The sequence below is a fragment of the Deinococcus sp. QL22 genome (assembly GCF_023370075.1).
Taxonomy (GTDB): Bacteria; Deinococcota; Deinococci; order Deinococcales; family Deinococcaceae; genus Deinococcus.
This window is the reverse complement of sequence record NZ_CP097150.1, coordinates 584,137-609,707: the sequence shown is the minus strand read 5'-3', so window position 1 is coordinate 609,707 and position 25,571 is coordinate 584,137. Positions and strand designations below refer to the sequence as shown.

General features: G+C 61.9%; 25 protein-coding genes. 9 read left to right on the top strand and 16 right to left on the bottom strand.

The features are described from left to right. Nucleotides 1–34 precede the first annotated feature (34 nt). Entirely contained in the window at nt 35–223 is a 189-nt protein-coding gene (locus tag M1R55_RS19165; RefSeq protein WP_249394518.1) for a hypothetical protein, read from the top strand. Nucleotides 224–315: 92 nt separating this feature from the next. Here the strand turns inward: M1R55_RS19165 and M1R55_RS19160 are convergent, their stop codons facing one another. The 9 genes from M1R55_RS19160 to M1R55_RS19120 form a co-directional block, all read right to left on the bottom strand. Continuing rightward, on the bottom strand, nt 316–888 hold the full coding sequence (locus tag M1R55_RS19160) for a helix-turn-helix domain-containing protein (protein ID WP_249394517.1): 573 nt from the start codon (nt 886–888) through the stop codon (nt 316–318). Nucleotides 889–936: 48 nt separating this feature from the next. After that, entirely contained in the window at nt 937–1,515 is a 579-nt protein-coding gene (locus M1R55_RS19155; protein ID WP_249394516.1) for a hypothetical protein, read from the bottom strand. Further along, complete coding sequence (locus tag M1R55_RS19150) at nt 1,512–1,871, bottom strand: PadR family transcriptional regulator (RefSeq protein WP_249394515.1); 360 nt, start codon at nt 1,869–1,871, stop codon at nt 1,512–1,514. Before M1R55_RS19150 ends, M1R55_RS19155 begins: the two co-directional genes overlap by 4 nt. Nucleotides 1,872–1,922: 51 nt before the next feature. Then, nucleotides 1,923–3,608: a YbaL family putative K(+) efflux transporter gene (ybaL, locus tag M1R55_RS19145; RefSeq protein ID WP_249394514.1), complete on the bottom strand. Its 1,686-nt coding sequence runs from the start codon at nt 3,606–3,608 to the stop codon at nt 1,923–1,925. A 17-nt stretch (nt 3,609–3,625) separates the two neighbouring features. Continuing rightward, entirely contained in the window at nt 3,626–3,949 is a 324-nt protein-coding gene (locus M1R55_RS19140; RefSeq protein ID WP_249394513.1) for a hypothetical protein, read from the bottom strand. A gap of 197 nt (nt 3,950–4,146) precedes the next feature. Then, nucleotides 4,147–4,284, bottom strand: coding sequence for a hypothetical protein (locus tag M1R55_RS19135; protein ID WP_249394512.1), 138 nt, complete (start codon nt 4,282–4,284; stop codon nt 4,147–4,149). 720 nt (nt 4,285–5,004) lie between these two features. After that, complete coding sequence (locus M1R55_RS19130; protein ID WP_249394511.1) at nt 5,005–5,277, bottom strand: MgtC/SapB family protein; 273 nt, start codon at nt 5,275–5,277, stop codon at nt 5,005–5,007. Next, nucleotides 5,274–5,426: a hypothetical protein gene (locus tag M1R55_RS19125; protein ID WP_249394510.1), complete on the bottom strand. Its 153-nt coding sequence runs from the start codon at nt 5,424–5,426 to the stop codon at nt 5,274–5,276. Before M1R55_RS19125 ends, M1R55_RS19130 begins: the two co-directional genes overlap by 4 nt. A 243-nt stretch (nt 5,427–5,669) precedes the next feature. Beyond that, on the bottom strand, nt 5,670–6,833 hold the full coding sequence (locus tag M1R55_RS19120; RefSeq protein WP_249394509.1) for an FtsW/RodA/SpoVE family cell cycle protein: 1,164 nt from the start codon (nt 6,831–6,833) through the stop codon (nt 5,670–5,672). Between the two features lie 2,644 nt (nt 6,834–9,477). On the opposite strand from M1R55_RS19120, the gene M1R55_RS32245 reads away from it, so the two are divergent. From M1R55_RS32245 to M1R55_RS19100, 4 genes are all read left to right on the top strand, one after another. After that, nucleotides 9,478–10,158, top strand: coding sequence for an AAA family ATPase (locus M1R55_RS32245; RefSeq protein ID WP_371827214.1), 681 nt, complete (start codon nt 9,478–9,480; stop codon nt 10,156–10,158). Then, a complete protein-coding gene (locus M1R55_RS19110) occupies nt 10,155–10,427 on the top strand; it encodes a hypothetical protein (protein ID WP_249394507.1) in 273 nt (90 codons plus the stop codon). Before M1R55_RS32245 ends, M1R55_RS19110 begins: the two co-directional genes overlap by 4 nt. A gap of 783 nt (nt 10,428–11,210) precedes the next feature. Beyond that, on the top strand, nt 11,211–12,113 hold the full coding sequence (locus tag M1R55_RS19105; RefSeq protein WP_371827213.1) for a 5-deoxy-glucuronate isomerase: 903 nt from the start codon (nt 11,211–11,213) through the stop codon (nt 12,111–12,113). After that, nucleotides 12,110–12,307: a hypothetical protein gene (locus tag M1R55_RS19100; protein ID WP_249394506.1), complete on the top strand. Its 198-nt coding sequence runs from the start codon at nt 12,110–12,112 to the stop codon at nt 12,305–12,307. The genes M1R55_RS19105 and M1R55_RS19100 overlap by 4 nt, the downstream gene beginning before the upstream one ends. A 286-nt stretch (nt 12,308–12,593) precedes the next feature. Here M1R55_RS19100 and M1R55_RS19095 read toward each other — a convergent pair whose 3' ends face one another. After that, a complete protein-coding gene (locus M1R55_RS19095; RefSeq protein ID WP_249394505.1) occupies nt 12,594–13,145 on the bottom strand; it encodes a hypothetical protein in 552 nt (183 codons plus the stop codon). 565 nt (nt 13,146–13,710) lie between these two features. Here M1R55_RS19095 and M1R55_RS19090 point away from each other — a divergent pair. The 3 genes from M1R55_RS19090 to M1R55_RS19080 all read left to right on the top strand — a co-directional run bounded on the left by M1R55_RS19090 (nt 13,711) and on the right by M1R55_RS19080 (nt 16,178). Beyond that, on the top strand, nt 13,711–14,445 hold the full coding sequence (locus M1R55_RS19090; RefSeq protein WP_249394504.1) for a YetF domain-containing protein: 735 nt from the start codon (nt 13,711–13,713) through the stop codon (nt 14,443–14,445). A 558-nt stretch (nt 14,446–15,003) separates the two neighbouring features. After that, on the top strand, nt 15,004–15,510 hold the full coding sequence (locus M1R55_RS19085) for a heme-binding protein (RefSeq protein WP_249394503.1): 507 nt from the start codon (nt 15,004–15,006) through the stop codon (nt 15,508–15,510). 65 nt (nt 15,511–15,575) lie between these two features. Beyond that, nucleotides 15,576–16,178, top strand: a complete 603-nt coding sequence (locus M1R55_RS19080) for an ankyrin repeat domain-containing protein (RefSeq protein WP_249394863.1) — start codon at nt 15,576–15,578, stop codon at nt 16,176–16,178. A gap of 101 nt (nt 16,179–16,279) precedes the next feature. On the opposite strand, the gene M1R55_RS19075 is transcribed toward M1R55_RS19080, so the two are convergent. From M1R55_RS19075 to M1R55_RS19050, 6 genes are read right to left on the bottom strand one after another with little or no spacing between them, the layout of a single operon-like run. After that, nucleotides 16,280–16,957, bottom strand: coding sequence for an MIP/aquaporin family protein (locus tag M1R55_RS19075; protein ID WP_249394502.1), 678 nt, complete (start codon nt 16,955–16,957; stop codon nt 16,280–16,282). Further along, entirely contained in the window at nt 16,954–18,687 is a 1,734-nt protein-coding gene (locus M1R55_RS19070; RefSeq protein WP_249394862.1) for an NAD-dependent malic enzyme, read from the bottom strand. The genes M1R55_RS19075 and M1R55_RS19070 overlap by 4 nt, the downstream gene beginning before the upstream one ends. 52 nt (nt 18,688–18,739) lie before the next feature. Continuing rightward, complete coding sequence (gene allE / locus M1R55_RS19065; RefSeq protein ID WP_249394501.1) at nt 18,740–19,501, bottom strand: (S)-ureidoglycine aminohydrolase; 762 nt, start codon at nt 19,499–19,501, stop codon at nt 18,740–18,742. Beyond that, nucleotides 19,498–20,868, bottom strand: a complete 1,371-nt coding sequence (locus tag M1R55_RS19060) for an allantoinase (protein ID WP_249394500.1) — start codon at nt 20,866–20,868, stop codon at nt 19,498–19,500. The genes allE and M1R55_RS19060 overlap by 4 nt, the downstream gene beginning before the upstream one ends. Next, a complete protein-coding gene (locus M1R55_RS19055; RefSeq protein WP_249394499.1) occupies nt 20,868–22,121 on the bottom strand; it encodes an allantoate amidohydrolase in 1,254 nt (417 codons plus the stop codon). Before M1R55_RS19055 ends, M1R55_RS19060 begins: the two co-directional genes overlap by 1 nt. Beyond that, nucleotides 22,118–23,494: a malate synthase A gene (locus M1R55_RS19050; protein ID WP_249394498.1), complete on the bottom strand. Its 1,377-nt coding sequence runs from the start codon at nt 23,492–23,494 to the stop codon at nt 22,118–22,120. Before M1R55_RS19050 ends, M1R55_RS19055 begins: the two co-directional genes overlap by 4 nt. Nucleotides 23,495–23,786: 292 nt before the next feature. On the opposite strand from M1R55_RS19050, the gene gcl reads away from it, so the two are divergent. After that, a complete protein-coding gene (gcl, locus tag M1R55_RS19045; RefSeq protein ID WP_249394497.1) occupies nt 23,787–25,565 on the top strand; it encodes a glyoxylate carboligase in 1,779 nt (592 codons plus the stop codon). The last annotated feature ends 6 nt before the right edge of the window (nt 25,566–25,571 follow it).

Here is a 25,571-nt window from a genome sequence, read left to right as displayed (position 1 = left end):
GATGTGCGCTCGTCTGAGCGGTGTACGCTGCTTTATGGACACACCTCTTCAACGCCGCCTGACGTTCTTGGTCGGTTCGGTCTTGACCCTGATGGCCGTGGTGCTCGGCTTTACCCTCGGCCCGCTGGACACTGGCCGCCGAGGTAGCCGCCAACTCTTGTTCATGGCGGGGGTCATGGCCTTGACGCTGGGCCTGAGCTGGTGGGTCGGCACCCGCTCTTGAGTCACGGACAATTCAGATAACATCTCCCCACATTGCCCGATTGATCTGAGGGGATGCGGGCAATCAGTGAAGTGAGTGCCAGAACAATGGTTTCATACCGTGACTCTGCACTTCAGCGCTTCGGACACCCTCTCCAACCGCTTCAGCAAAGCGTATTTTTTGACCTCATACGGAGCTTTGGGGGCCGCTTGCTCAGAGGCAGGCTGGGGAACGGGCCACGGCAGACCCATGACTTCAAGCAATTCGTAACACCGTCTGCGGTGCAGCTGTTCCCCCAGCACGTCTGCCGCATAGGCCTGAACCTTCGGCGCGTTCCAAAGGATGCCTTGATCCTGATCATGCCGAATGGTTTGCATCAGCAGCTCTAACTGCTGATCCGAGAGGCGTGGAGGACGACCCCGATTGTGTTGACGTCTGTCCCGCAAGCCCGCCAGCCCGTGCTGGTTATAAGCGTGAACCACATTGGCGTAGACGGGAGCGCTCAGGCGCGTGAGGCGCTGGATCTCATGTGGTGAGAAACCTTCCGATAAGAGCGCGATGGCCTGGGTACGCCGTTGCTCGACCGCACACCGACAACTTCGCTCATGCGTCCACAGTTCTCCCGTCGTGTGGTGCGGCACCAGCGGCAACGCGTTCATCATTTCAACCTGGCCCGTGTTCCACATCAGGCAGCGTCAGCCTCGTGGTGCTGGGCGTCCCCTCATCAGCATGGATCATGTGCGGGCCAACGTCCGTGTGGTGTACCGACGGGCGCCCAGGCCAATGCCGGCCCAGACACTCAGGCCGATGACCACCGCCTGAACCCAGAACCATGGGGTGGACATCCATGGGCCGAGATCGGCCCACGCCACACGTGGATTGAGGTCTGCAGTTTCGAGTGGAGAACCGGGAAAGGGTTTGCCGGTACGGGGCACGAGCGCGCTCGTCATGAGCTCAAACAGTGGGAAGGCCAAAGCGATAGGGACGGCCAAGCGAGGACTGAGGCGAAACAACCCCAACAGCATACCTGCACCCAGATAGGCGAGGCCCACCAAGGAGACGGCATACGCCCACCATGCTGCCTCCGTGGTAAACCAGGGGCGGCTGAGCATGGAGTTGAGGTTTTGTTGTACCTGCACGGCATTGAGAAGCAACACTGCGGCTTCCAGGACGACCACGGCCAGCGCGACACGGCCTGTCGAAACCCAGAAGCGTTGCCGCCGCGCCAGGTGTCGAGCCTGCGCAGCCCAAACCGGGTCATCCACGCTCTGCGCCTCATGCTCAATGCCTGTTGTCCAGTCCTCGCCCTTCATATCAGCACCCCCTTGATTCCTTTCGTTGCCCACTCTGGTGTCTCCCGCGCCAGACTGATCCCGCTGGCGGTCAGGGTGTAGATGTGCCGAGGTGGTTTGCCGGGATGCGGCGAGGCTTCCCAGTCGGCGTTCAGGTGCCCCTGCTCGTGCAGGCGTTTGAGGATCGGGTACAGCGTGCCACTTTTGAGGTCGGTGGCTTTGCTGAGGTCGTAGCCGTGCATGGGCGCGGGATGCCTGTGCAGCAGCGTTTGTAACACGGCGCGGGTGTGTGTGGAGTGAACCCAAAGTACCGGGCCAGCAGGCAAGTCACTTCTAGGCGGAATGATACCGGGTGGCGAACTCGGGGGGTGGGACATTGGAATGCTCCCAGTGCATTGAAAAGGGCCGGGTCGCAACCTGGTGGTGGTTTATGGAGTCAAGGGGATTAAGCGCGTGGAGGGGAGATCCAAAGCGGCGATCACATGGTTCCCCATGGCCAAGCCAAGTTCGTACTCGCCGTACAGCACGTCATTGGCCCCCAAGTTCCGCAGCGCTTGCTGGGTGTGTTCGTCGTGCGTTCTGGCGGTGACGTGCACGGTCGGGTTCATCTCGCGCACCTGCTCCAGGATCAGCTGGGATTGCGGGCCATCCGGCGTCGCAATGATCACCACACTGGCCTCCCCAATCCCGGCACGTGAAAGGACGTCTGCCCGCGCCGCGTCCCCATAGACCACCAGAAGCTTCAACGTCCGGAGCTCCTCGATGCGGCGCTCGTCGGACTCAATCACCACGAAGGGAACGTGGTGTTCCTGGAGCATGTGCATGATCAAGTGACCGACTCGGCCATACCCCACCAGAACCGCGTGCTGGGATAAGCCACCCTGCGTCAGATCCTGAGGTACCGTCTGAGGCGCGCGGCGCTGCTGCCACGCCTCAATAATGGGAATCAGGCGGAACAGGAAGGGGTTGACGATGATCGACACGATCGCGCCGGCCAGAATGAGGTTTTGCCCCTGAGCGCTCAGCAGCTCCAAGTCCCGGCCCAGGGTCGCCAGAATGAACGAGAACTCCCCGATCTGGGCCAAGGAGATCGCCACGGTCAAGGCCGTCGAGAACGACGCTTTGAGCACCCTCATGGTGAAGAAGGCCACCAGGGTCTTTGCCACGATGATGATCAGGGCAATGGCCAACACCAGCAGCGGAGCCTGAAGAAGAATCGCGGGATTGAACAGCATGCCGACCGACACAAAAAACAGCACCGCGAACGCATCCTGAAACGGGAGGGCATCCTCTGCCACCTGCTGACTGAACTTGCTCTCACTCGCCACCACACCTGCGAGGAAGGCTCCAAGTGCAAAGGACACATCGAAGAGTGCCCCTGCCGCGTACGCGATTCCCAGTGCAGTGCCGAGCACGGCCAGGGTAAACAATTCTCTGGAGCCAATTCGGGCGACGCGGGCCAGCACCCAAGGAATCAAGCGCCGTCCGACGATCATCATGACGGCCACGAACAAGATCATCTTGCCGAGCGTGAGCAGTAGAGCAATGCCCAGGGCACCCAGATCCAGCGAGCCGCCCTCATTGCTCCCGAGCAGCGGGGCCAGAGCGGGCAGCATCACGAGGGCCAAGACCATGATGAGGTCTTCGACCACCAGCCAGCCCACCGCAATTTTCCCGTTGGAGGTGTCAAGGGTTCCGCGCTCCTCCAGGGCCCGCAACAAGACCACGGTACTGGCCACGGAAAGAGCCAGACCAAGGATGATGCCCTGCCCGACTGTCCAGCCCCACCACTGCGAGACCACGGTACTGAGCACTGTGATCATGACGATGCGGAGTAAGGCCCCGGGCACAGCGATGCGGCGGACGGCCAAGAGGTCGCTGATCGAGAAATGCAGGCCGACGCCGAACATCAGCAGCATCACCCCGATTTCGGAGAGTTGTGCGGCGATGGCAGCGTCAGCGACAAACCCGGGGGTGAAGGGGCCGACCACGATGCCGGCCAGCAGGTAACCGACCAAAGGAGGCAGGCGCAACCGGGTCGCGAGGAGGCCGCCGAAGAAGGCCAGGGTCAGGCCGATGGCCAGGGCCGCGATCAGGTCAGTGTGGTGAGGCATGTCGGCTCCTTGGTGATTCAGCTCTCAGCAGGTGGAGAAGTTTCGTGAGGGAATTCCTGAGCCAAGAAGGCCTGGAAGGCGGCTTGAAACTCGTCGCCTTTGGTGGGGAGACCGGCGGTCTCGGCGGCGTCACGGATAGCAGCTGAGAGCAACTGGGCGGCGGCACGGGTGCGGGTGGCGTCCATCAACTCGGCGAGTTGCGAGAGCCAGTAGAAATCGATGGCCTGCAGACGCAGGGTGACTTTGCCCTCGGGAAGGTCACCTTGATGGCCTCGGGCATCCTGTTCTTCGAGCGCGTGGCGAACCAGGGATTGAACTCGGGAAGTGGGTTTAGTTGGCATAGGGTCTCCCCATTACAGTAGCACACGAAGATGGCAATTTGCCAGTCATTGACAATTTATGATGGCCCTGTAGAAGCTGAGCCTGGCGAATCTTGTAAGGTGAACGTGGCAAAGAGACATATTGCGTGCCGACCGAGGCCGCCGCCAACTGCTGTTCATGGCGGATAGAGCCTCTGGATCAGCAGGAGTCAGGATGGTCACGCGGGCCGGGTCAGAAACATCAGTGCGGGGTTAGAGTCATCGGTGTACAGGTCAGCCAAGCCGTAGTGGGGCATCGAAAATCGTCCGACCACATAAACCCGGAGAACAAAGACGGGGCCAAGGGCAGTGTGCAAGATGAACTTGCGGCCCTCCGCGAGGAGGTTGCAGCCCTACGCGGGGCCCTGCAGGACGAGCCGTCCTGATGGGATCCATCAGCGATGACTGGGCGAGTGAAGTCGTACCCGAAACGCATGGAAGCAGCGCAGTGGAGCTTAAGAAGAAAGGCGACCCATGAGGATCGCCTTCAATTCGTCTAATTCAGCCCGATATGGAGGGGAAGTGAAGTTCCACCCCACTTGGCCTCACTATCAGGCAAGCGCCCCTCCACGCTTCAGCAGGAGCAAGTCACCGCAGTGACCCCCAGTCCAGTTAACGTTTGCTTCACTATTGACAGGTTATCCACAGGTGCTTGTGGATAACCTGTTATTTTGTCGCCACGCAGACGCGGAGCAGCAGGCTCGGGGGATGCGAACGCGGAGCAGCGCATGAAGTCCGGCCTTTCAACGGAGTGGAGGTCGGGCTTTCTGTGCCGCTCCTGCCTCATGGCCGGAGGAGCCACCTACCCGTTACCATCAACAGAGTTCAGCTGTGTTCTGGACAGGACTCCACACATTCCACTTCCAGCCAGTACCCTGCGTTGTGAATCTGTCTGGAGCAACACCCATGACCATTGACGCGCCTAGTGTATGGTGCCAGCATTTGACACTTGAACGCGGCGGCACGCGGTGTGCTGGGTTTCCACGCAGGCATTGGGAGTACAGAACAAAACGCGCTGACCTCATCCTGAGCCAATTTTAGTCGTTCTGACCTTCCCTGTTCTGCGCCGAGCTATTGGCCTCACACTTCTCGTTGTGCCCGTTCTCCCATTCCGAGACGCGCCACAGCACGCCCAGTGTCAGCAAAAACAGGGCGGTGGCTCCTGTCCCCAGGATATACAGATGTAACCCACACGCCACCCCAATGCCTGCCGTTGCCAGCAGACCTGCCGCGGTGGTCAGACCTTTGGCCTCCTTGCCGTGCCGGTCTGAAAAGATGGCCCCTGCACCCAGAAAGCTGACGCCGCTCACCACTGCACCCAGAAGACAATCAGGTCAAAGCGCACCTGATTGTCTTCTTTAGCAAAAGTGTTGACCAACAACTCGCCCAGCACCATGAACAGCGCGGCGCTGACACCCACCAGAATATGCGTGCGCAGACCTGCGCCACGGGAACCCAAAGAATGGTTCTGCGCCGTTCTTGATGATGGCAGGTGAAACAGCCTTGACCACAAGGTGACAGATCAAGAGAGGACGGCTGAAGTTGACGGGCGTTCCAGTGCTCCAGGCCATAAGAGACGGGGGAGAAGCACTATCTCAAAATCCGAGCGGGAAGCTGTGAAGGTGGTTTTTCCTGTTTGGATCGTGTGGATAGTCCGTTCTTAAGGACAGCATCAACAGGACGTTGAACTGGTACTTTGGGTTCACCCCACCATCTCCTCTGGCACACCCAAAGGAAGTGATCCTTCGGTGCTGTCTGGGCAGGCACTGGACGGTGAAGTTTCATCACCTGTAGCTTCAGCCAATGCATGACGGATGTGCCGGAACGCACTGTGAATCACCCCCAAAGCCACACTCATCATGAGCATGCTGGAAAAGCCATAACTGACTAGCGGTAAAGGAACGCCAGTGACGGGGAGAATGCCCGCGGCGACCGCGAGGTTGACGAATGCCTGACCAACGACCATGAACATGGCGCCAGTCGCGAGGAGGGTGGTGCCATGCACGTCCGGCGATAGAGGTTTAAGGCGGCTGGCCAGATGCGTGACCTGTAGGGCAGTCGACACGACCAGCCAGTACGCAAACAACAGGAGTGCCACGCCTAAAAAGCCGAGGGCAAATCCGATAGACGCCACAATCATGTCCGTGTGTGCCGCAAAATACGCGTATCTTAGACCGTCCATGCCCTGGCCCCACCACCCTCCAAACTGCAGATCACGGTGTGCCATCCCAATCTGATCCAACCCTGTGGGCAGGGTGTTAGCGCGGTCTACATGACCAAATAGACGCTCTAGGATGTAGCGGTGCGCTTCCAAGTACCGGGCAACCATCGGAAGACTCAACAGGCCGAGCGCAAACAGGAATCCGGTGATGTTTAGAAGGTGCACGCCAGCCGCAAACATCAAGACGATGCCTAAACTGAACGTCAGCACCGCTGTGCCTAAGTCTGGTTCCAGCAGAATCAGTCCCGTTGTGGAAATGATGATTAAAGTGGCACTCAACAGCTTGTACCGAACCCCGCGACGGGCGAAAAAGGATGCAAGTTGAAGCAGCAGCCCCAGTTTGGCGAGTTCGGAGGGTTGGAACTGCACAGGGCCCAGCACCAGCCACCGCCGTGTCCCTGGGCTGGTCATGGTTCCCTGTCCAATGAAAAGAGTAAGCAGCAGCAGCACGAGTGCCGTACCCCAGACGATGGGCGCAGCCCTTAATAGGGTACGCGGCTTGAGGCCGGCGACTACAAACGTGACCAGCAAGGCGAGTATGACTTTTACCCCGTGATCCAAGATGCGTTCCGGACTCGCGGTAGCGACCCCCATCAGCCCCAACATCAGCAAGAGGGCCTGAGCTATCAGGAGATGTAAGCTCAAACTGATCTTCCAAAGCCTACGTGACGCTGGCCATTGAAGAGCTGGGACGGACAATCTCGCTCATGAGGTGATTCTTGGACCTCACTCATGGTGACCCGCAGCGGCAGGGGGCGGCATGGAGCGGCCCACGGCTGCCATCAGAGAGAACAGCTGTGGGCGAACGCAGAGGTGTCCCCCACGCCAATGTACCTGCGTTCTGGGAACGCGCAGCGTCTGGGTGGTCGAGGCTGTTCGGGGCAAACTCCCAAGGTGATGCGCCTCAACCTGCCCTGTTGCTGAACTGAACCCGATGTCCCGAAGAAGGGCAATCCCAGGCTGCCTGTCTGTTTGAACAGTAAGCACAGAGAGTGCTGCCGGTGGTTTGCCATACCAGTGGCTCCTACACTGGCCTCGTTCGTGCAGAACGACTGGGCTGCAAGTCAGCGTACGAGTATCTGTCCACTGGACAACGCTATGGGGCTGGCCATCCAAGGCTGAAATCCGGTCTTCGTTGGCGTGACCCCTAACGTGGGCGCAGATGAGGTCTGTCACCGGGCAGAGGGTCACTGCATGCTGTCGCACGGGCCGGCCTATAAGGCTGTTGCCCCGGCGACCTACTGACAAGGGGAGAAGTGTAGTCGGGTACATCTGTGAACCTCCAAGGACGAAAGTGCCGAGCCCTCCAGGTGGTGAGCGGGGCAGGCTGAAGCGAGGGTGACTGCATGACGCGACGTCACCGCACAATTGCAGTGGTGGGAGCGCCTGAATCGGCGGCGGTCGTTTACTGATGGCCGCAGCGGCCTCGTTACTCCAATGCAACAGTTGCCGTGAGCCCGATGGTGGACGTCACGACGCCCGGCGCGGTGGATGAAAGAGCGCCGCCAACCTTCATGGATAGCCGTTTCTACGCCACGCTGGTGGCGTCTTGCCTACGGCTCCTGACGCTAGACCTGCGGCCCAGATGGAACACTGGGCAGGACAGCTGGGAGCAGGGATGGTGCCGGCTGTCTGAGGTAGAGGCTGCGGGTTATGAACCGTACGCTCAGCAGCCTACGTTCGCTGAAAGCACGACAACCGAGGGCGGTACATGACCTGACACACCACCCAATGCAGCTGTCTTATCCTGCCCAAGCATCAAAAACCGCGTTTGAAGCCGGTGCACAGCCGAAAAGAGTAGCTCATGATTGCCGATAGCCAAGCAGGGAAAACGCTGTGTGACAGGCGTCTGGGCAGACGTTGAACCATGGTACCGGCAAAGACAGCACAGTTGGCTAGGCACCATCCAACTTCAATACTTGGCCTTTTTCATGAGCATTTGAACGCGCCCCAAGCATGTCCATGCAGCAGCAGGGCTGCACGACGAGTGCCAATTGCATGGCCCGCAAGGGAGAGCGCTGATGCCCAGTCATGCGGCCTGTCCTCTGCAGGGACTAACCCTAGAAGGCGACCCAACACGGTCAGCAGCGCTTGAACAACCATAGGGGCTCTGTAGAATGCTTCCGTGAAGGCCATAAAGGCTATTTACAACGGTCATAGGAAGCTCGGACGACCCGCGTGCTGCAGCATGTGAAACTGGGGAAAATGTACATGCCGGAGCCCGAAAGATCTGCAGCGAACCGTAGACAGATGCTGAGTCAGGGGAAGCGGGACTTGTCTGGGACGCCAGGGGCAGCGGACTGGAAGGCAGAAGACAGCGAACTGCACTCTGCAGGCTACGGGGAGTGAAAATCTGCGCATCGCAGGTGCTGATCAGAGGATCCATGATGTAAGATTTCTAACGTCATCAACTCTCTCAACCGGGATTGACACCTGTGGCGGGGGAACAGCTGAACACATGACGCTCCTAAAGAGCAGGGCACCACACGGCCGCAAGGTCGCGTGTATGCCTGTGTTGTCAAGAATGACAGACACGACAGGCAAAAACGCCAAGGAATCCGGCACTGAAATGCCGACTCCCTTCTTGGACAGAACAACAACCGCTCAGTTGGCGTTACGGGTGGCGCAAGACCTCGCCATCGCCTCACTGAGCGGAAAATCTGGGATTCTCATACCACCTCCAAAACACAACCACCTTAACCAGGAGAAGGAGGTGGCTGAAGTGCGGCCATCATGCCTGCTCCTTCTAAAAAATGCAAGCCAGGGCAAGATCCGTGTACGGCTGACATACACCTGTCTGATCGGGCAGCCGATGAGTCTCTAACGCCCCGACAACCTCAGCATGATGCGGAGGAGAGCAGCTCCTGGCAAAGATGCACAGGCCGCTTCTTTCCCCCTTTGTTACCCCAAGTGCAGGGGAACTCTAAGTTCAAAGCGGAGGAGTAGCTTGCATTTTGAGCGTGCGCCGCGCATGATGACGGCACTTTACCCGCCAGCTGATGAAGTGTCGTGCTGATCGCTGCCGTGTTTTTGGAGGTGGTATGAGAATCCCGGACTTCCTGCTCAGTCAAGCGACCGTCGTGGCCATCTTGTCCACCCGCTGCGCGAACTGAGCATCTACACAACACCGCAAGTTCCTTTGACGGCCGCTTCTAAACGGAGCGCGGCCTGAACCATCGCGTAGGCGCTCAGTCGTCCCGCGACCATTCGCTCATGCGCCTGATCTCTGTGTTACAGCGTTTACTTTCTGCAGGCGCCTCTTGTTCCAGCACCCCTTGGAGTACCGCACATGATTTATGCTCTTCCTCCGCCCCGTCTGCTCATCCTGATTGGAGGGGTGAGCGGCGTAGGGAAATCCCACACTGCACAGGCTCTCGCACGAACTCTGAACGCGTATCTTCTCTCGACCGATGTTCTCCGTGCTGCCGTGCGCAGTGTGATTCCCACCCAAGTCGTTCCTCACCTGCACCGATCAAGTTTTATGGCCTGCTCCGAGAGCAGCGACATGCTCACCACTGTCGATCACCAAACCCGTGCCCTGACACCAGCCCTGCACGCCGCCGTTGAGCGCGCGCTGTCCGAACACCCGGTTGTGGTAGTCGAGGGCGTGCATCTCCTGCCCGATCTGAACACGAACGTTCCCGCTACAGAAATTCTTCAAGTGCTGCTCACCGTGCCAAGCCCCGCTGTGCATCAAGCACGACTCCAGGAACGGGCAAGAGAAACCTCTGGCCGGCGTTCCGCTCAATTGCCCACCCTGCATATGGGCGCGCTGAGAGATATGCAGGATGCCCTCATCGCACGCGCAATCCGTTCTAACATCAACGTTCTCCCTGCGGATGACCTCACGCATAGCGTTCTGTGCCTGTTGGCCTTCGACCGACTCTCCCGAACATCTGGTCACGGGGATGAGGCTTCCTTCGCAACATCAGACAAAGCAGAACGTCTCCCGGCGGAGGCTCATCCATGAACGCTCTTGATTTACGTGAATCCGTCCGTGGCGTCATGACCCGCTTCTGGGTTTGGGTCGTCCTCCCAGATTCTGGATCCAAACGCATCGTTGAGCTTCATTTGGAAGGAGAGGTTGCACCGATCCATGTGGTCGTTCACGAGAGCGAACTCAGCGCCTTGGTCGCTCAATTGGTCGCCTGCACAGCCTCCCGAATATTGGTCGAAGATGAGGATGGGTACACGCACATGATCATTCCGCAGCGCGTGACCCACTTTAAATTCAGGTAAGGCCGGCACTGGGGTGGGGTTCTGTTCTTTTTCTGAGTCAAGCAGTGATAGTCCGTAAATGGTTTTCAGCCCCGTGCTTGCCTCCATCTTGCGGCTCTTCCGCACTCTCGGTTGAGCAGGTCCGCCGGCACCTCGTCATATCGCTGCGTCGCGCGCAGATGTTCTCGTTCAGGAGTGTGCAGGCGACGCTGCAGCTGAACGATCTCGTTCCATACAGACAAGCCAGTCAGGCGAGCGAATCCCGCGTTGGCATCGGCCGACGTTAAGTCGTCAAGATTCAGAGCGTTCGCATCCTGATACGAGCTCTGAACATCATCCGGGTGTGTTATGGAGCTCCTTAGAGTGCGGAACGTGGGTTCAGCATCAATGAACGTGGGGACACAGGTGAACAGAGCGTAACCAGTGAACTGCTGACTGAAGAAGACAGCGTGCGGGCTCGAGAGAATGGGACGCCTCTAGAGCATCAGTCCGGCGGCTTCCCCTCGCCAGAGCGGACGTCCCTTGACGTCAATCCCATGACCAAGCTCTGTTACCTCCACCCTTCGGTCACGCAGTGGCACCTTGCAATTTGAGAGGTCGGCACGCATCATGACCGCAAAATTTGATCTGCTCAAATGCAGGCTTTTGACCAAGCAGACCAACCCTCTGGAGGTGGTATGACAATCCCGCACTTCCTGCTCAGCGAAGCGACTGCAGCGCTTTTTTTCATCACCTGCCACGCCCGCTGAGCAGTCCCACAAGAACGCCACAGCCCATGCTGCCTCCTGACCTTTGCGTCAGCGCATGACGTCAAGGAGTGAACTCATTCCTCAGAACAGCGCTGCGCGATCGGGACACCGAACCAGCACGGTCAGTTGCGCTATCCCTTCAACCCATCAGGAGATCAAGATGCACTCTGCCATTCCACCACCCTACTTGCAGGTCATGCCCTCTCACTCGGGCCTTCATCGTGCTCAATCCGGCCTCTGCCACACGCTGAGCTTTGCCACATTGAATCTTGCCGCTGGGCAAACCCACAGCGGACACACTGGCGAACGCGAGTGCTTTCTCCTGGCCTTGAGCGGCAGCGCCCACGTGACCGTGAATGGTCAGCCGTACCCCTGCATTGGTCAACGTCCGGATGTTTTTTCAGGCACCCCGCATGGGCTCTATTTTCCACGTGGCTCGGTCTATACCATCACAGCGTGTACGTCTTTCAAAGCGGCACTTCCCAGTGCACTTTCAGACCTCGACACCGCACCCTACGAAGTACACTCCACCAGTCCCGGCACGCACCGGGGTGTGCTTCCCTCAGCCAACCGGTGGCACCACCAGCTCCTGGGATCTCCTGAATCCGGACCAACGAGCCGCCTGACCGTGATCGAAATTCACACCAGCCGCCGACCCTTTCGAGCTCCTCTGCCCACTGCCGATCAGTTCATGCGCCCAGATATGCAGCTGGGAGAGCAGCTGACGTACTTCCGCTTTTCGGCAAAAAGCGGGCGGGGCCTGGCACGCCATCACAGCGTCCAGCACGGGTACGACGACCTGTACAGCCTGGTGGATCATTCGTTGTTGACACTACCGCACGGCGAATGCACCTATAGCCTGGAACCAGGGGTCGGCGCGACGACACTCTGGGCCTTTGCGCGCGTTCCAGTCATCCCGCCCCGGAGGATCTTCAAGCGGTGTCAGGAGTCCTGGTGAAGCGCGCCGCCCGGTTCTCGTTTTTAATTCTGGTGCTCGCCAGCGCCACCCAGCTCCTGTTCCTGATGGCGATCAATACTGTGAGGGCTGGTCACCTGCTGGGTGGCGTCCTGGCGGCTGCCGGGAGCGTGATTGCCTTTCTCGGCCTCTTCCGGGCCGTACAGGCCTTCAACCATTCACGGCAGCAGAAGTAAAAAGCGCTGTAGGGAGCTTATTTAAATCTGAAATGGGTCACTTGTCTTGGCATGATCACGTGGGTCGAGCCCTCCTCATCCTTGACAGTGACAGGTGACGTGCCTCCGCAGAGCAGTTGCGTCACAAGCAAACTCCGTTTCTCATTCGGGATGACCACCGTGAGGGGGGCACTCTCTCCCTCCAGCCGGAGCTCCAAGCTAAGGCTCTCTTCCGGTTCTGGGAAGACAACCCAGGCCCAGAACCGGGTGATCGCAGCGTGGATGGTGGTGCGGAGTTTCTGGGCACTCATCGACAGCACGCTCCTCGTGCGCCCGACAAACCTTTGACAGGTGGGCTGGTGACGTCGGTGAGGCACTTGAGGCTCAGCAGGAACAGGGCGGCGTGCGTGTGTTCATCCCAGGGAAGAACAACGCTGCCGTTTGAGTCCTGCACGCGTGCAATTGCCATCAGGACAGGCGCCACCGTCCTAAGCTCGTTCACGTATGGCGTTGGAGGTTCCGCCGGACGCTGGCGGTGGGTTCCTCTGCCCCGTTGCTGGAGGCGTTCAACGTCAACCGGAAAGGTCGGGGTGGTCATCAGCACGCGAGGCATATGGGTCTTGAGAAGGTAAACGTCCTCAACGACCAGCGGGTGCCCGGACAGTGCACGCTCCAGAGCTGCCTGAAGGGCGGGCGCCAGGACGGCAGCGGTCTGGTGATCGATAGTGTTCAGTAACTCACTGGCTGCATCAGTGCAGACGGTGAAACACGAGCGGTGCACATGAGACGTGAGCTGAGCGGAAATCAGGTGGCGCACGGCGGCCCGGAGCACATCGGTGGAAAGGAGGGAGGCACCCAAGGGGCGCGCGAGCGCTTGTGACGTGTAGGATTTCCAGACGCCGCTCACCCCCCCGATAAGGACCACGAGACGGGGCGGTGGAAGAGCATAAGTCATAAGGCACTCCGAGAGAACATGAGGGTACAGACGCCTGCTGAACGGCAGCGTCAAACAGTAAAAAGGGCAGATTACCGCACCGGATTTTGGATTGGAAAGTGTGCGGTCAACAGGGGGAACCCCGCCTTGCGTTGGCAGTTCGCACGGGGGCTACGGTGTTGTGGGCTGCTCAGTGTGCGCAGGAAGTGGACGAGGTGGCCACGACCGTCAAGTCACTGAGCAGAAAATGCGGGATTCTCATACCACCTCCAACGACCCATCAGCGATCAGGAAAAGATTAAATCCGCTGGCGGATCAAGTGCTGCCATCATGCGCCAGCTCAGCCAAAAATGGCAAGCCGCCACAAGGACGCTCACATCGTCATTAGAAAGGGAGAACATATGAAACGGTTCATTGAGCGGCTGCAGCCTTGCTCGAAGCTACAGATGGTGGCAGACATTCAGCACGTGTGGCCTGAAGGAACATCGTCATGAGTTCATCAGGCACCGAGATCGTTCGGGCCTTCGACTGGCAGTGGGTGCTGATCGGTGAAGACACGTCCGTACTCCTTCTTCTTGAACTGGCGTTTCGCACAGGCATCATCTTTCTGTGGTTGCTGTACCTGCTCCGTATGACGGGAAAGCGCGGCCTGGCCCAATTGAGCCCACTGGAGTTGGCCATCGTGATTGCGCTGGGCTCTGCAGCAGGCGACCCGATGCTATATCCCGAAGTGCCCCTGCTTCATGCCATGCTGGTGTTAACGGTGGTCATCGGTGTGCACCATGGGGTGTCGTTGTTCATGCTCCGGAGTAAGCGGGTAGAAGCATTTATTGATGGCAGCCCTATAGAACTGGTGCGGTGGGGCGTCATTCTGGATGGCAGTCTGGCGCGGGCGAATCTGACCCGAGAAGACCTGTTTGAGCGGCTGCGCCCCGTCGGGATTGAGCAGCTCGGCCAAGTCAGACGGGCATACCTTGAGCAGGCAGGCAGCCTTTCTGTCTTCAGGTTCACTGATGTTGACGTGCTCCCAGGACTGCCGATCGTGCCGCCTTGGGATCTGGAGCCGCCTGCGGCACTTCCTGCCGGATTTACAGGTCTGGTGGCCTGTCAGGGATGTGGCCGGGTTCAGGCCGATCTGGCGTCAGCGTGCGAATGCGGTTCTCTCGACTGGACTGCCGCCACGACGGAACCGTGGGCGAACGACCCTCAGGCGCAGGGCCAATAACGAGGCCAAGCCTTTCGTCCTTCCAGTCATCCTGTTCATCGCCATTGTCTGGGGCCAACGTTTACAGTTGCGCGAGTTTGAGACCAAAGACGCCGCGTGAGACAGCAAAAAGCCCTGCAGCAGGACTGGGGGGCTACCTTCACCCGAGCGGCTTGAACGTGCAGAACTTTGGGAGCAAGTGGGGCACCGTGAGGATACCTCAGTTTTGCGGCTCTTCCGCGGGAGTGATGCCGCTGGTTGACTCAGGTGCCTGCGACGAACCGGGGCTTCCAAAGGCAAATCTTCTCACTGCTGGTCGCTCACAAACGCGCTGTTGCGAGTAAGCGAGCGGTACCGGGAGTGCACAAGAGCCGCAAATCGAGGCAAACTCAGTCCGTCCATCTCCCTTCGGCCTGTACTTTCTCGTACTCGCTCTGCTGCGCAGCTTTGCAAGACCGCTCGAATTGAATTCCAACACGGTGGGATTCAATCAGAGTGCGGATGACTCCGTAAAACTACTGAGGGCAGCTGTGGAAGGCCCGAATGGTATGGAGAGGCCGGGCCGGGTAGACTAGGGGCATGAAAATGCTGCTGCTTGCCGCCGCCCTCAGCACCACCGCCCTTGCCCAGACCACCCCACCTCAACCGGTACAACTTGCCACCACGTCCACCGTCACCCAGACGAACCTGAGTCTCTCGGCTGCCGTGCGCATGGCCCAACTTGCCGTGCAAAACTGCGCCCAGCAGGGCTATAACGTCACTGCGACCGTGGTCGACCGCGCCGGAATCACGCTGGCGGTAGCCCGTTCGGAAAATGCCGGGCCGCATACCGTGGACGCGTCTTACCGTAAGGCCTACACCAGCGCCTCGGCCCGCAACACCACTGCTGGAATCGCCGAGAATATTCGTGCCAACCCGGCCTCGGCGGAACTCGCCCGCCTCGACCGCTTCTTGGTGCTGGCAGGCGGCGCTCCCGTTCGCGTCAACAATGCCGTGGTGGGCGCAATCGGAGTGGGCGGCGCACCCAGCGGAGCCATTGACGAGAAGTGCGGTACCGACGCGGTCACCACCGTTCTGGGTCGGTGAGATTCCTGCTGCTGGCCGCCTTGCTGGCCCTGCCCCCGGCAGAAGCGGGTGGAGCACCCTCTCCGGTGCCTCAGGCGAACCGCCTGGTGCTGAATACACAGCTCGTGCAGGCTGCCGGGCGCGGAGACGCCGCTGCTGTCCGGTTGCTGCTGGCACGTGGCGCGTCTGCGGACGCCGGGCGGGAAGATGGCCGCACCGCCCTGACCGCCGCAGCGCTGGGCGATCATGTGGAGGCGGCGAGGGTGCTGATCAGTGCTGGGGCCGACCCAGACCCCCAAGACCAGGCCAACAACAACGCGCTGCTGGTGACGGGGGAAACGGGGAGCGTGGCCATGCTGCGAGAGGTGCTGCGTGCCCACCCGGATCTGACGCGCACCAACCGCTTTGGCGGTACCGCCCTGATCCCGGCGGCAGACCGGGGGCACACCGAGTACGTGCGGGAAATCCTAAAGACGGACATCAACGTTAATCACGTCAACAACCTGGGTTGGACGGCCCTGCTAGAGGCCGTCATTCTTGGCGATGGGGGGCTGCGCCATACAGAAATCGTGCGCCTGCTGCTTGGCGCGGGGGCCAACCCCACCATCGCGGATCGGGACGGGATGACCGCCCTGCAGCATGCCCAGAAGCGCGGGTACACCGCGATGGTGAAGCTGTTCAAGCCCTGAATCCAATGGGGTGCCCCACATTCACATTCAGTTAAGGACAGGCAGGTGGGCGATCCGTACGGATCGCCCACCTCACGCAGTGACACTGGGATCAGCGACGTTCAGGAGGGCCGGACTTCGGAGGCGGCAATCTGCGTGGGCAAGCGCCACAAAGCGCGGGCCGTTCCCGCGGCCAGGGCTGCACCGAGCAGCGGCCCCGCCCAGTAGACCCACTGAAACGTCCAGTCGCCGGAGACCACCGCTGGGCCAAAGACCCGGGCGGGGTTCATCGCCGCGCCGGACACGGGGCCGCCGGCCAGGATGTCCGCCACGATGGTGAGCCCCACGATGAGCCCACCCAGCGCGTGTCCCTGCCGAACCGCGACCTTGAGCACGACCAGCACCAGAAAGAATGTGAGCACCGCTTCCATGCCCAGGGCACTCAGGGCCGGGACGCCCTCCGCGGGATTGGGTTGGCCGAAGCCCGCCCGGTTGAGAGCCGATCGGCTGGTCAGCCCCAGCACGGCGAAGGCCCCCAGCGCGCCGCCGATCAGTTGCGCGGCCGCAAAGCGCAGCGTATCGGCCCAACTCTGTTTGCCGACCAGACTCAGCCCCAAGCTGACAGCGGGATTGAATTGCCCACCACTGACGGTACCCAGGGCCGTCGCCATGACCGCAATCGCCAGGCCGTGGGCAAAGGCCACCCCCAGCAGGCCCACGCCGTTGACGATCGCCAGCATGCCCACAAACACCAGGGCAAAGGTGCCGATCCCCTCGGCGAGCATCTTGCCAGCAGTCACGCTTGATCCCTCTGGGGCGCGCGGAACGGCAGGTACGTCGGCGCCCAGAACTTTGCCCGCACCAGCTCGGTGAGGGCCGCTTCGTCCAGTTCGCTCAGGCCTTGTTCTTGGGCCACGCCGTCCCGCAGCGTCTGCTGAATGACGCGGACGGCCACTTCCACGCTGGCCTCAGGCAGCTCGGCGACGGGCGGATACAGGCGCTCAGGGTGCTGGCGAGCGGTGTAGTCGCTCAGCGCATAGGCACCTGCCAGCACCATTTCATCGGTGATTTCGCTGGCCCCCGCCAAAATGGCTCCAAAGCCCAGTCCAGGGAAGATAAACGCGTTGTTGCCCTGTCCGATGGGATACGTTTTGCCGTTCAGTTCCACCGGAGCAAAGGGACTGCCGGTCGACACCAGGGCCGCGCCTCCTGTCCAGCGCAGCACATCTTCGGGGAGCGCCTCGCAGTGGGCGGTGGGATTGGAGAGGGGAAAGACAATCGGCTGCGCCGCGTGGGCGTGAACGGCCTTGACCACCTCCTCACTGAACGCGCCCGCCACGCCGGAGAGGCCCACCAACACTGTCGCTTTCACGCCCTGCACCGTGTCCAGCAGACCCGGGGCGCGGCCTTCATAGGAAAAGCCCAGGCGGGCCGGGTCATGGGCGTAGGTGCGCTTGTAGCCGTCCAGCTCGCGGTCAGTCAGCAGCAGGCCCGTCTGGTCGAGCACGAACAGGCGGGCGCGGGCCTGTTCGTCACTCAGGCCGTCTTGCATCAGTCCCCGGCGCAGCGCGTCGGTCACGCCGATGCCGCCCGCACCCGCGCCGTGCAGCACGATGCGCTGATCTTGCAGCCGCTCACCTTTGAGGCGGCAGGCATTCAGCACTCCGGCCAGCACCACCGCGCCGGTACCCTGGATGTCATCGTTGAAGCTCGGCACCACCTTGCGGTACCGCTCCAGCACGGTGAAGGCCGCGTCACGCGAGAAGTCTTCCCACTGAATGATCGCTTTGGGGTAGCGCTTGCGGGTGGCCTCGACAAAGCGGTCCACAAACGCCAGGTACTCGTCTCCAGTGAGCCGCCGGTGGTGGACGCCCAGGTAATCCGGGTCGTCCAGCAGATCTTGACGGCCTGTCCCGACGTCCAGCTCAACTGGCAAGGTCTTGTCTGGTCCCACGCCGCCTGCCACTACATAGAGGCTGAGCTTACCGATGGAGATCCCCATGCCGCCGAACCCCTGATCACCGATCCCGAGGATGGCGCTGGAGTCGGTGGCCACAATGATCCGCACATCGTTGAGCGGCACGTTCTCCAGCGCCTGTTCCGCCCGCCCGATGTTGTCGGTGGAAAGCATCAGGCCGCGCGGAACGCGGTAGATCTGGCTGAACTGCTGCACGGCCAGGCCCACGGTGGGCGTGTAAACGACGGGCAGCATCTCCTCGACGTGCGCGGCGAGAAGGGCGTAGAACAGCACCTCGTTGCGGTCTTGCAGGTTGCGCAGAAAGACGTGTTTGTCGAGCGGTGCCTGCACCTTCACGTAGTCGCGGTAGAGCCGGTCGACCAGCGTCTCTAAGGCGTCGACTTGGGGCGCGATCAACCCATCGAGGCCCAACGCGGCGCGTTCCTCGTGGGTAAAGGCCGTGCCCTTGTTCAGCAGCGGAATGCGGGTGAGGTCAAAGCCCTTCACGAAGGGTTCGAGGTAGCGGTGGCCCTGCTCATCGCGGCGAACGTCGTAGTGGGTGGTCACGGGCAAGCGGTGGGGGGTGGCAGTGGTCATGGGTGCTCCTGTCTCGCGGCGGCGCGGGTCACTTGAGTTCGAGGGGATGACGGTTCATGTCCTTGTAGAGCAGGTATTTGCTCCACCTTTTGCCCAGCGCGCCGAACCACTGCGGGCAATGCGCGCCCATCCAGATCACGTCGCCCTGGGTGACAGGTAAAAAGCGTTCGCCCAGGCGGTAAAGACCCTCGCCTTCGAGCATCAGCAGGCCGTGTTCCATATAGTGAATCTCGACGTAGGGCAAGGTCGCGCCCGGCGCGTAGCTCATGGTGGTCACGATAAAGTCGAAATTGGGCGTGTCGGGCAGCAGTTTTCGGGCGATCAGATCCGGGTCGCCCTCGAACTCGGTGCCCGGCACAGCGCGCTCGTTGCCAATGCAGACCTCCGGGGCAGGCAACGTCTGCGCCTGTAAGTGAAAGCGCTTCTCGAATACAGCCACCCGGGCCGCGTTCTGCGCGCGCAGCGTGTGCTCCGTTCCGGCGGGCAGGTAGGCGTAGCCGTACTCACCGAGGCAGTGCGTTCCGCCGCCGACCTGCAGTTCCACCTCTCCGTCCAGCACGAAGACGAAGCGCTGGATATCGTGGGGCGGCGCGCTGGCCACGGCGCCCGGCGCCATCTCAGCGGTGAACTGCGTGAAGCGGGCGCCCTGTCCGATGACGGGAGCGATGTGAACAGTGCAGCGCGTGTTCTCCCACTCGGCGACGGACGTGCGGATGAAGGTTTCGGGTGTCAGAAGCGCGAATTCCGGCGCGACGACGCTGCGGGTTTGGCCAAGCTGTTGTAGGGTCAAGGGGTCATCTCCTGGGACGAGAGGGCGGGGGAGGGAGCCAGAAAGCGGCCCTGCGGCGGATGGGGGAACGTGCCGTCCAGGTACACCGTGGTTCCCCGCAAGAGGGTTCGGCGCACACGGCCCTGAAAGGTGCGGCCCAGGTAAGGGCTGAATTTCCAGCGGGTGTGCAGGTCGGCGGCGGTATGGATCCACTGGGCTTCCAAGTCCACGAGCACGAGATCGGCGTCTGCTTCCGGTTCCAGTCGGCCCTTCCCGCGGAGGCTGAAGCGCTCAGCGGGCGCGCGCGACAGCAACCGGGCCAGATGCGGCAAGGTCAGCCCACGCGTCCGGCCTTCGGTCAGCAGGGCGCTGAGGGTCGACTGCACGCCGGCAACTCCGCCCCATACGTCAAAGAAGTCAGGACGCGCCTTGAGGTCGGGGGAACTCGGTGAGTGGTCGGAGCCGACGGTGTTGATGTGGCCTTGGCGAACCGCAGCCCACAGCGTCTCCACCTCCGCGGCGCTCCGCAGGGGAGGCGCGCACTTGAGCACCGCGCCCAGGCGCTCCATGTCTTGGCCCGTGAAGCAAAGGTAGTGTGGGCACGTTTCTAGGCTGACGTCCACGCCGCGTGCTCTGGCTTCGGCGGCCAAGGTGACGGCCTGCCCGGTGCTGAGGTGAACGAGGTGCAGCCGCGCGCCCGTTTCTTCGGCCAGCAGTAGGGCGCGGTTCACAGCCTCCACCTCCGCGGTGGCGGGGCGGCTGCGCAGGTAATCGCCGACGCCCGTGCCGCCGTCCGCCCGGATGCGCGCCGAGAGGCTGCTGATGATGGACTGGCTCTCGGCATGCAGGGCGACGATGCGTCCCAGTGCACGGGCCTGGCGCATCCCTTCATACAAGGTCAGGTCGTCGGGAGATTCAAATTCTTCAAGGCCGCTGTGGCTCATGAATGCCTTGAAGCCGACCGCGCCCGCTTGGGCCAGTTCCGGCAGCCGGTCGATGTTGCCTGGAGTGAGGCCACCCCACAGGGCGAAGTCGGCGTGGGCTTCGCGCTCAGCGGCGCGGCGCTTGGCCTCCAGGGCGGCGCCGCTGAGCACCGGGGGCGTGCTGTTCAGCGGCATATCGGCGAAGGTCGTTCCCCCGCCCGCGATCAAGGCGCGGCTGCCGGTGGACAGGCCTTCCCACTGGGTGCGCCCCGGCTCATTGAAATGCACGTGGGCGTCCACGCCGCCGGGGAACACGTGCAGCCCCCGCGCGTCCAGCTCTTGCCGGGCAGACCCCGTCAGTTCTGGGCCTGTGTCCACAATGCGCCCCTCCACGATCCCCAGGTCAGCCAGAGCCACGCCCTCGTCGCGCACGAGGTGCCCGCCGCGCACCAGCAGGTCGTACATCAGCGGGCCTCCTCGGCTAGCAGCCGCAAGAAGCGGGTTCCAACCTGCAAAGCCGCCTCCACATCCGGCAGCAGCACTGCCTCATCGGGGTGGTGGCTCAGGCCGCCTGGGCTGCGCAGGAACAGCATCGCGGCGGGCCACACTTGGCCCAGCAGCATGGCGTCGTGTCCTGCTCCGCTGACCACTGCCGCGGCGCTGTGTCCCTCGGCGCGTAGCGCCTGTTCCAGCAGAGCAGTGAGGGCTGGGTTCATCGGGGTAGCAAGCTCTTCCATTCGCAGCTCGGAAGTCCAGGAAAGCCCGCGTTCCTCCGCAATCTGTCCGGCCTGAGCCAGCAGTCTGGCCAGGGCCTCCCGCCGCACCTCGTCCTGGGCGTGGCGGAGGTCGAGGGTCAGCTGAACCTCACCGGGAATGACGTTGCCCGCGCCGGGCAGCACAATCAGCGAGCCGACAGTGGCCACCAGGCCGGGCGTGTTCTGCGCCAGGGTTTCGGCGGCGAGCACAAAGGCGCTGGCCCCTGTGAGCGCGTCGCGGCGCAGCCGCATGGGGGTGGTGCCCGCATGGTTGGCCTTGCCGGTGAAGGTGAGGCTCAGCCGCGACTGCCCGGCGATGGCCTCCACCAGCCCAAGCGGACGCGCCTCCGCTTCCAGAACCGGTCCCTGCTCGATGTGGAGTTCCAGATACCCGAGCACGTCGCCGCTCAGCTGCGCGTCCCCCAACGTGCCCACGTCCAGCCCGTAGTCGGTGATGGCCTGCGCAACCGTCTTGCCCTGGGCGTCAGTCACCTGAAGCAGCCCGTCCGCTGTGCCGATCAAGGCGCGGCTCCCGATGAAGGGCACACCGAAGCGCACGCCCTCCTCCTCACTGAAGCCCACCACTTCCACATGGTACGGAAGCGGGGTTGCCCGTAAGGCTTCGAGCAGACTGAGGCCCAACACCACGCCCAGCACGCCGTCGTAGGCTCCAGCGTTCGGCACGGTGTCGAGGTGCGAACCGATCACCAGGGTGCGGGCGTCCGGGCGCGGGCTGCGGCGCGTGGCCCGCCAGTTTCCAGCCGCGTCCACCTGCGTGTCCAGCCCCAGATCGGCGGCCCAAACGTCCAGCCGCGCGTGTGCCCCGTGCATGGGCGCAGAGAGGAAGGTGCGCGTGATTTGCCCAGGAACTTCGGTGCAGGCCGCGAGATCGGCGCAGCACGCGAGGGCGCGCTGGGCCAGCTCAGACCAGGCGGGATCGTTGACCGTTGGGGACGTGGTCATGTGGAAGGCACCTCCTGGAGCGTGCGGGCGACCGCCGGAAAGAAGGCGGGGCAGGTGGGAGAATGCACCAGCGCGCGCAGTAGCCGGGCGGCGGGTTCTTGAGGGTCGGCGCCCTCAAGCAGCAGCGCCTCGAAGCGCTCCGGCGTCAGCGCTTCGCCGGTATCCAGCGGAAGACAGTGGTGAACCCACTGCCACAGTTGCGTGCGGGCAAGTTCGGCCGTTGCTGTGTCTTCCACCCGTCCCTGCCGCACGATGACCCCGTGCCCAGCCAGCCAAGCGCGGAAATACGTCACGCTGATGTCGATGGCCTCCCGGACAGCAGGCAGCGGCACCGCCTGGGCGCGCGGGAAGGCGAGCAGCTCTGCGGCGACCTGCTGCTCGGTCATGGGGGGAGGCCGCGAGACTGGGGGAGGCGACTGGAACACGGCCCGGACGGTGGGAATCAGTCCCGGCAAGCCGGCCCAGGCCGCCACGTAGCCTTGCGACGCCTCACGCTCTTTATCGGCGCGCACCAAGGCCAGGGCCAGTTCAGGGTGGTGGAGGTCGGGAGCCAGAGCCGCTGTGCCGCCGATGGCCTGAGCGCCCCGACGGGCACACACGCGGGCCAGCTGCTGCTCGTAAGCACGCATGGAGGGCTGGCCCATGTGCAGTTCGCCGCGTTCAGGAAAGCAGAAGGAGGGGTCTTGCCCCAGCCATTTGATGGCGCTGAACACGTAGTCCCAGCGTCCGGCATTCAGCCCAAACGCCCGGTGCCGCAGCGCGTAGAGCAGCTCGTCGGCATAGAAGGCAGCGGGGAGGGTCTCAATCTGGAGACACACGCGGATGCTGTAGAGGGCCCGCCCGAACTGGCGTTCGGTCTGGGTCAGCAGGTCGTTCCAGAACTCGGCCTCGGCCGGAAACTCCAGCTTGGGGAGGTACACGTACAGGGTTTCACGTTCCGGGCAGGCCTCCACGAACACGGCCAGGTCATGAAGGGAAGCGCACGCTCCGTTCGCCTCCTCCATATACAGCGGGCGGGGGCGCAGCATCACCAGGGGGGTTGAGCGGCCCCGCAGCTGAACCAGATTGGCATACCCAGCCTGCAGATTGGCCGCAGTGGGGGAAAAAGTATCGTCAAAGTCAACCACCAGCGCGTCGGGTTTGGCCGTCAGGGCTTGCTCAAGCGCGGCGGTCTGGCTGGCTTCCACCAGTTGTTCGACCCAGCGGGTCTGCAACTCGTCCGGGAGAGGAGCAACCTGCCACGCGGCCTGCCGAATGGCCGCGCCACGCGGATCGAAGCCGGGCGTCCAGGGGAGCGGTGAGCGCAAGGCCTGCCAGCGCCCGTGAAACAGGTCTTCGAGGCTGCGGTGAAGGGCAAGGTTGGTTGGGGTCACGGGGATCTCCTGAGAGGCTGGGCCGGAGTTGAATCCCGCCGCAAGACGCCTGGTCGGCGACCCACGGGAGACCAGGGGCGGGTGAGGTACCTATGGTTTAACACGCCCCAAGAGTAATTGTCAAAGCCTGAAGATATTTTTTACCTAGAGAAATATATCGGCTTGCTTTACAGGTACCGGAAGGCATGACCTTCTTAAATCTACTGGCATATTTTTTACCTATTAAAAAATACTTCTATAGGTTGACAAAAGCATAGCTGCTCGTTAGGCTGCCTTCAAGGAGGAAATCAAGATGCCGAAAATGACTGCGATTGAAGCAGCTGTACATGTATTGCGCCGAGAAGGGGTGGACACGGCCTTTGGAGTCCCAGGTGCCGCCATCAATCCCCTGTATGCCGCGCTGCGCAAACTTGGTGGGATCAACCACATCCTCGCCCGTCACGTTGAAGGTGCCTCGCACATGGCCGACGGGTACACCCGCGCGAAAGCGGGGAACATCGGCGTATGCATCGGCACCAGTGGGCCCGCCGGAACGGACATGATCACGGGCCTCTACGCAGCGATTGCCGACAGCGTGCCGATTCTGTGCATCACTGGGCAGGCTCCCCGCGCCCGGCTGTACAAGGAAGATTTTCAGGCGGTGGACATTGAAAGCATCGCCAAGCCGGTGACCAAGTGGGCGGTCACGGTGCGGGAGCCTGCCCTGGTACCGCGCGTGTTCCAGCAGGCGTTTCACGTGATGCGCTCGGGGCGGCCCGGCCCGGTTCATATCGATCTGCCCTTTGACGTGCAGATGGCTGAGATCGAATTTGATCCGGAAACGTACGCGCCCCTGCCCATCTACAAGCCGGCAGCCACGCGCGCCCAGGCTGAAAAGGCGATGGAGCTACTGAATGCCTCTGAACGGCCTTTGATCGTATCGGGCGGCGGCGTGATCAACGCGGACGCCTCGGATCTCCTTCAGACCTTTGCCGAGCTGACTGGCGTGCCAGTGATCCCCACCCTGATGGGCTGGGGCAGCCTCCCTGACGACCACCCCCTGATGGCGGGCATGGTCGGCCTTCAGACTTCCCACCGCTACGGCAACGCGACGATGCTCGCCTCCGACTTCGTGCTCGGCATCGGCAACCGCTGGGCCAACCGGCACACCGGGGGGCTCGACGTCTATACCGAGGGCCGCACGTTTGTCCATGTGGATATCGAGCCGACCCAAATCGGGCGCGTGTTTGGTCCCGATTACGGCATCGTCTCCGACGCGCGGGCCGCGCTGGAACTGTTCGTGCAAGTCGCCCGCGAGTGGCGCGCGAGCGGCAAACTAAAAGACCGCGGCGAGTGGGCGCAGTCTTGTCAAGAGCGCAAGCAAACCCTCCTGCGCAAGACGCATTACGACAACGTACCGATCAAGCCGCAACGGGTCTACGAGGAGATGAACAAGGCGTTTGGCCGCGACAGCGTCTACGTCACGACCATCGGCCTCTCGCAGATCGCGGGTGGGCAGTTCCTGCACGTTTATCAGCCTCGGCACTGGATCAATGCCGGGCAGGCAGGACCCCTGGGCTGGACAGTTCCGGCGGCCCTGGGGGTGGTCGTCGCCCGCCCAGAGGCCGAGGTCGTGGCCTTGTCCGGCGACTATGACTTCCAGTTTATGATCGAGGAACTCGCGGTGGGCGCGCAGTTCAACTTGCCCTACCTGCAGGTGGTGGTGAACAACTCGTACTTGGGCCTGATCCGCCAAGCGCAGCGCGGTTTTGAGATGGATTACCAGGTTCAGCTCGCCTTCGACAACGTCAACTCGCCCGAATTGCAGGGCTACGGCGTCGATCATCTCAAGGTAGCCGAGGGCCTGGGCTGCAAGGCGCTGCGCGTGACCGAGCCGGATGAGCTGCTTCCCGCATTTGAAAAGGCCCGCGACCTGATGCGTGAGTTCCGGGTGCCGGTGGTGGTCGAAGTCATTCTCGAGCGCGTGACGAACATCAGCATGGGCACCGAAATCAACGCCGTCACCGAGTTTGAAGAGCTGGCCGACGATGCCCGGCAAGACGCGCCCACCGCCATCGCGATGCTCGACTGAGTCCGG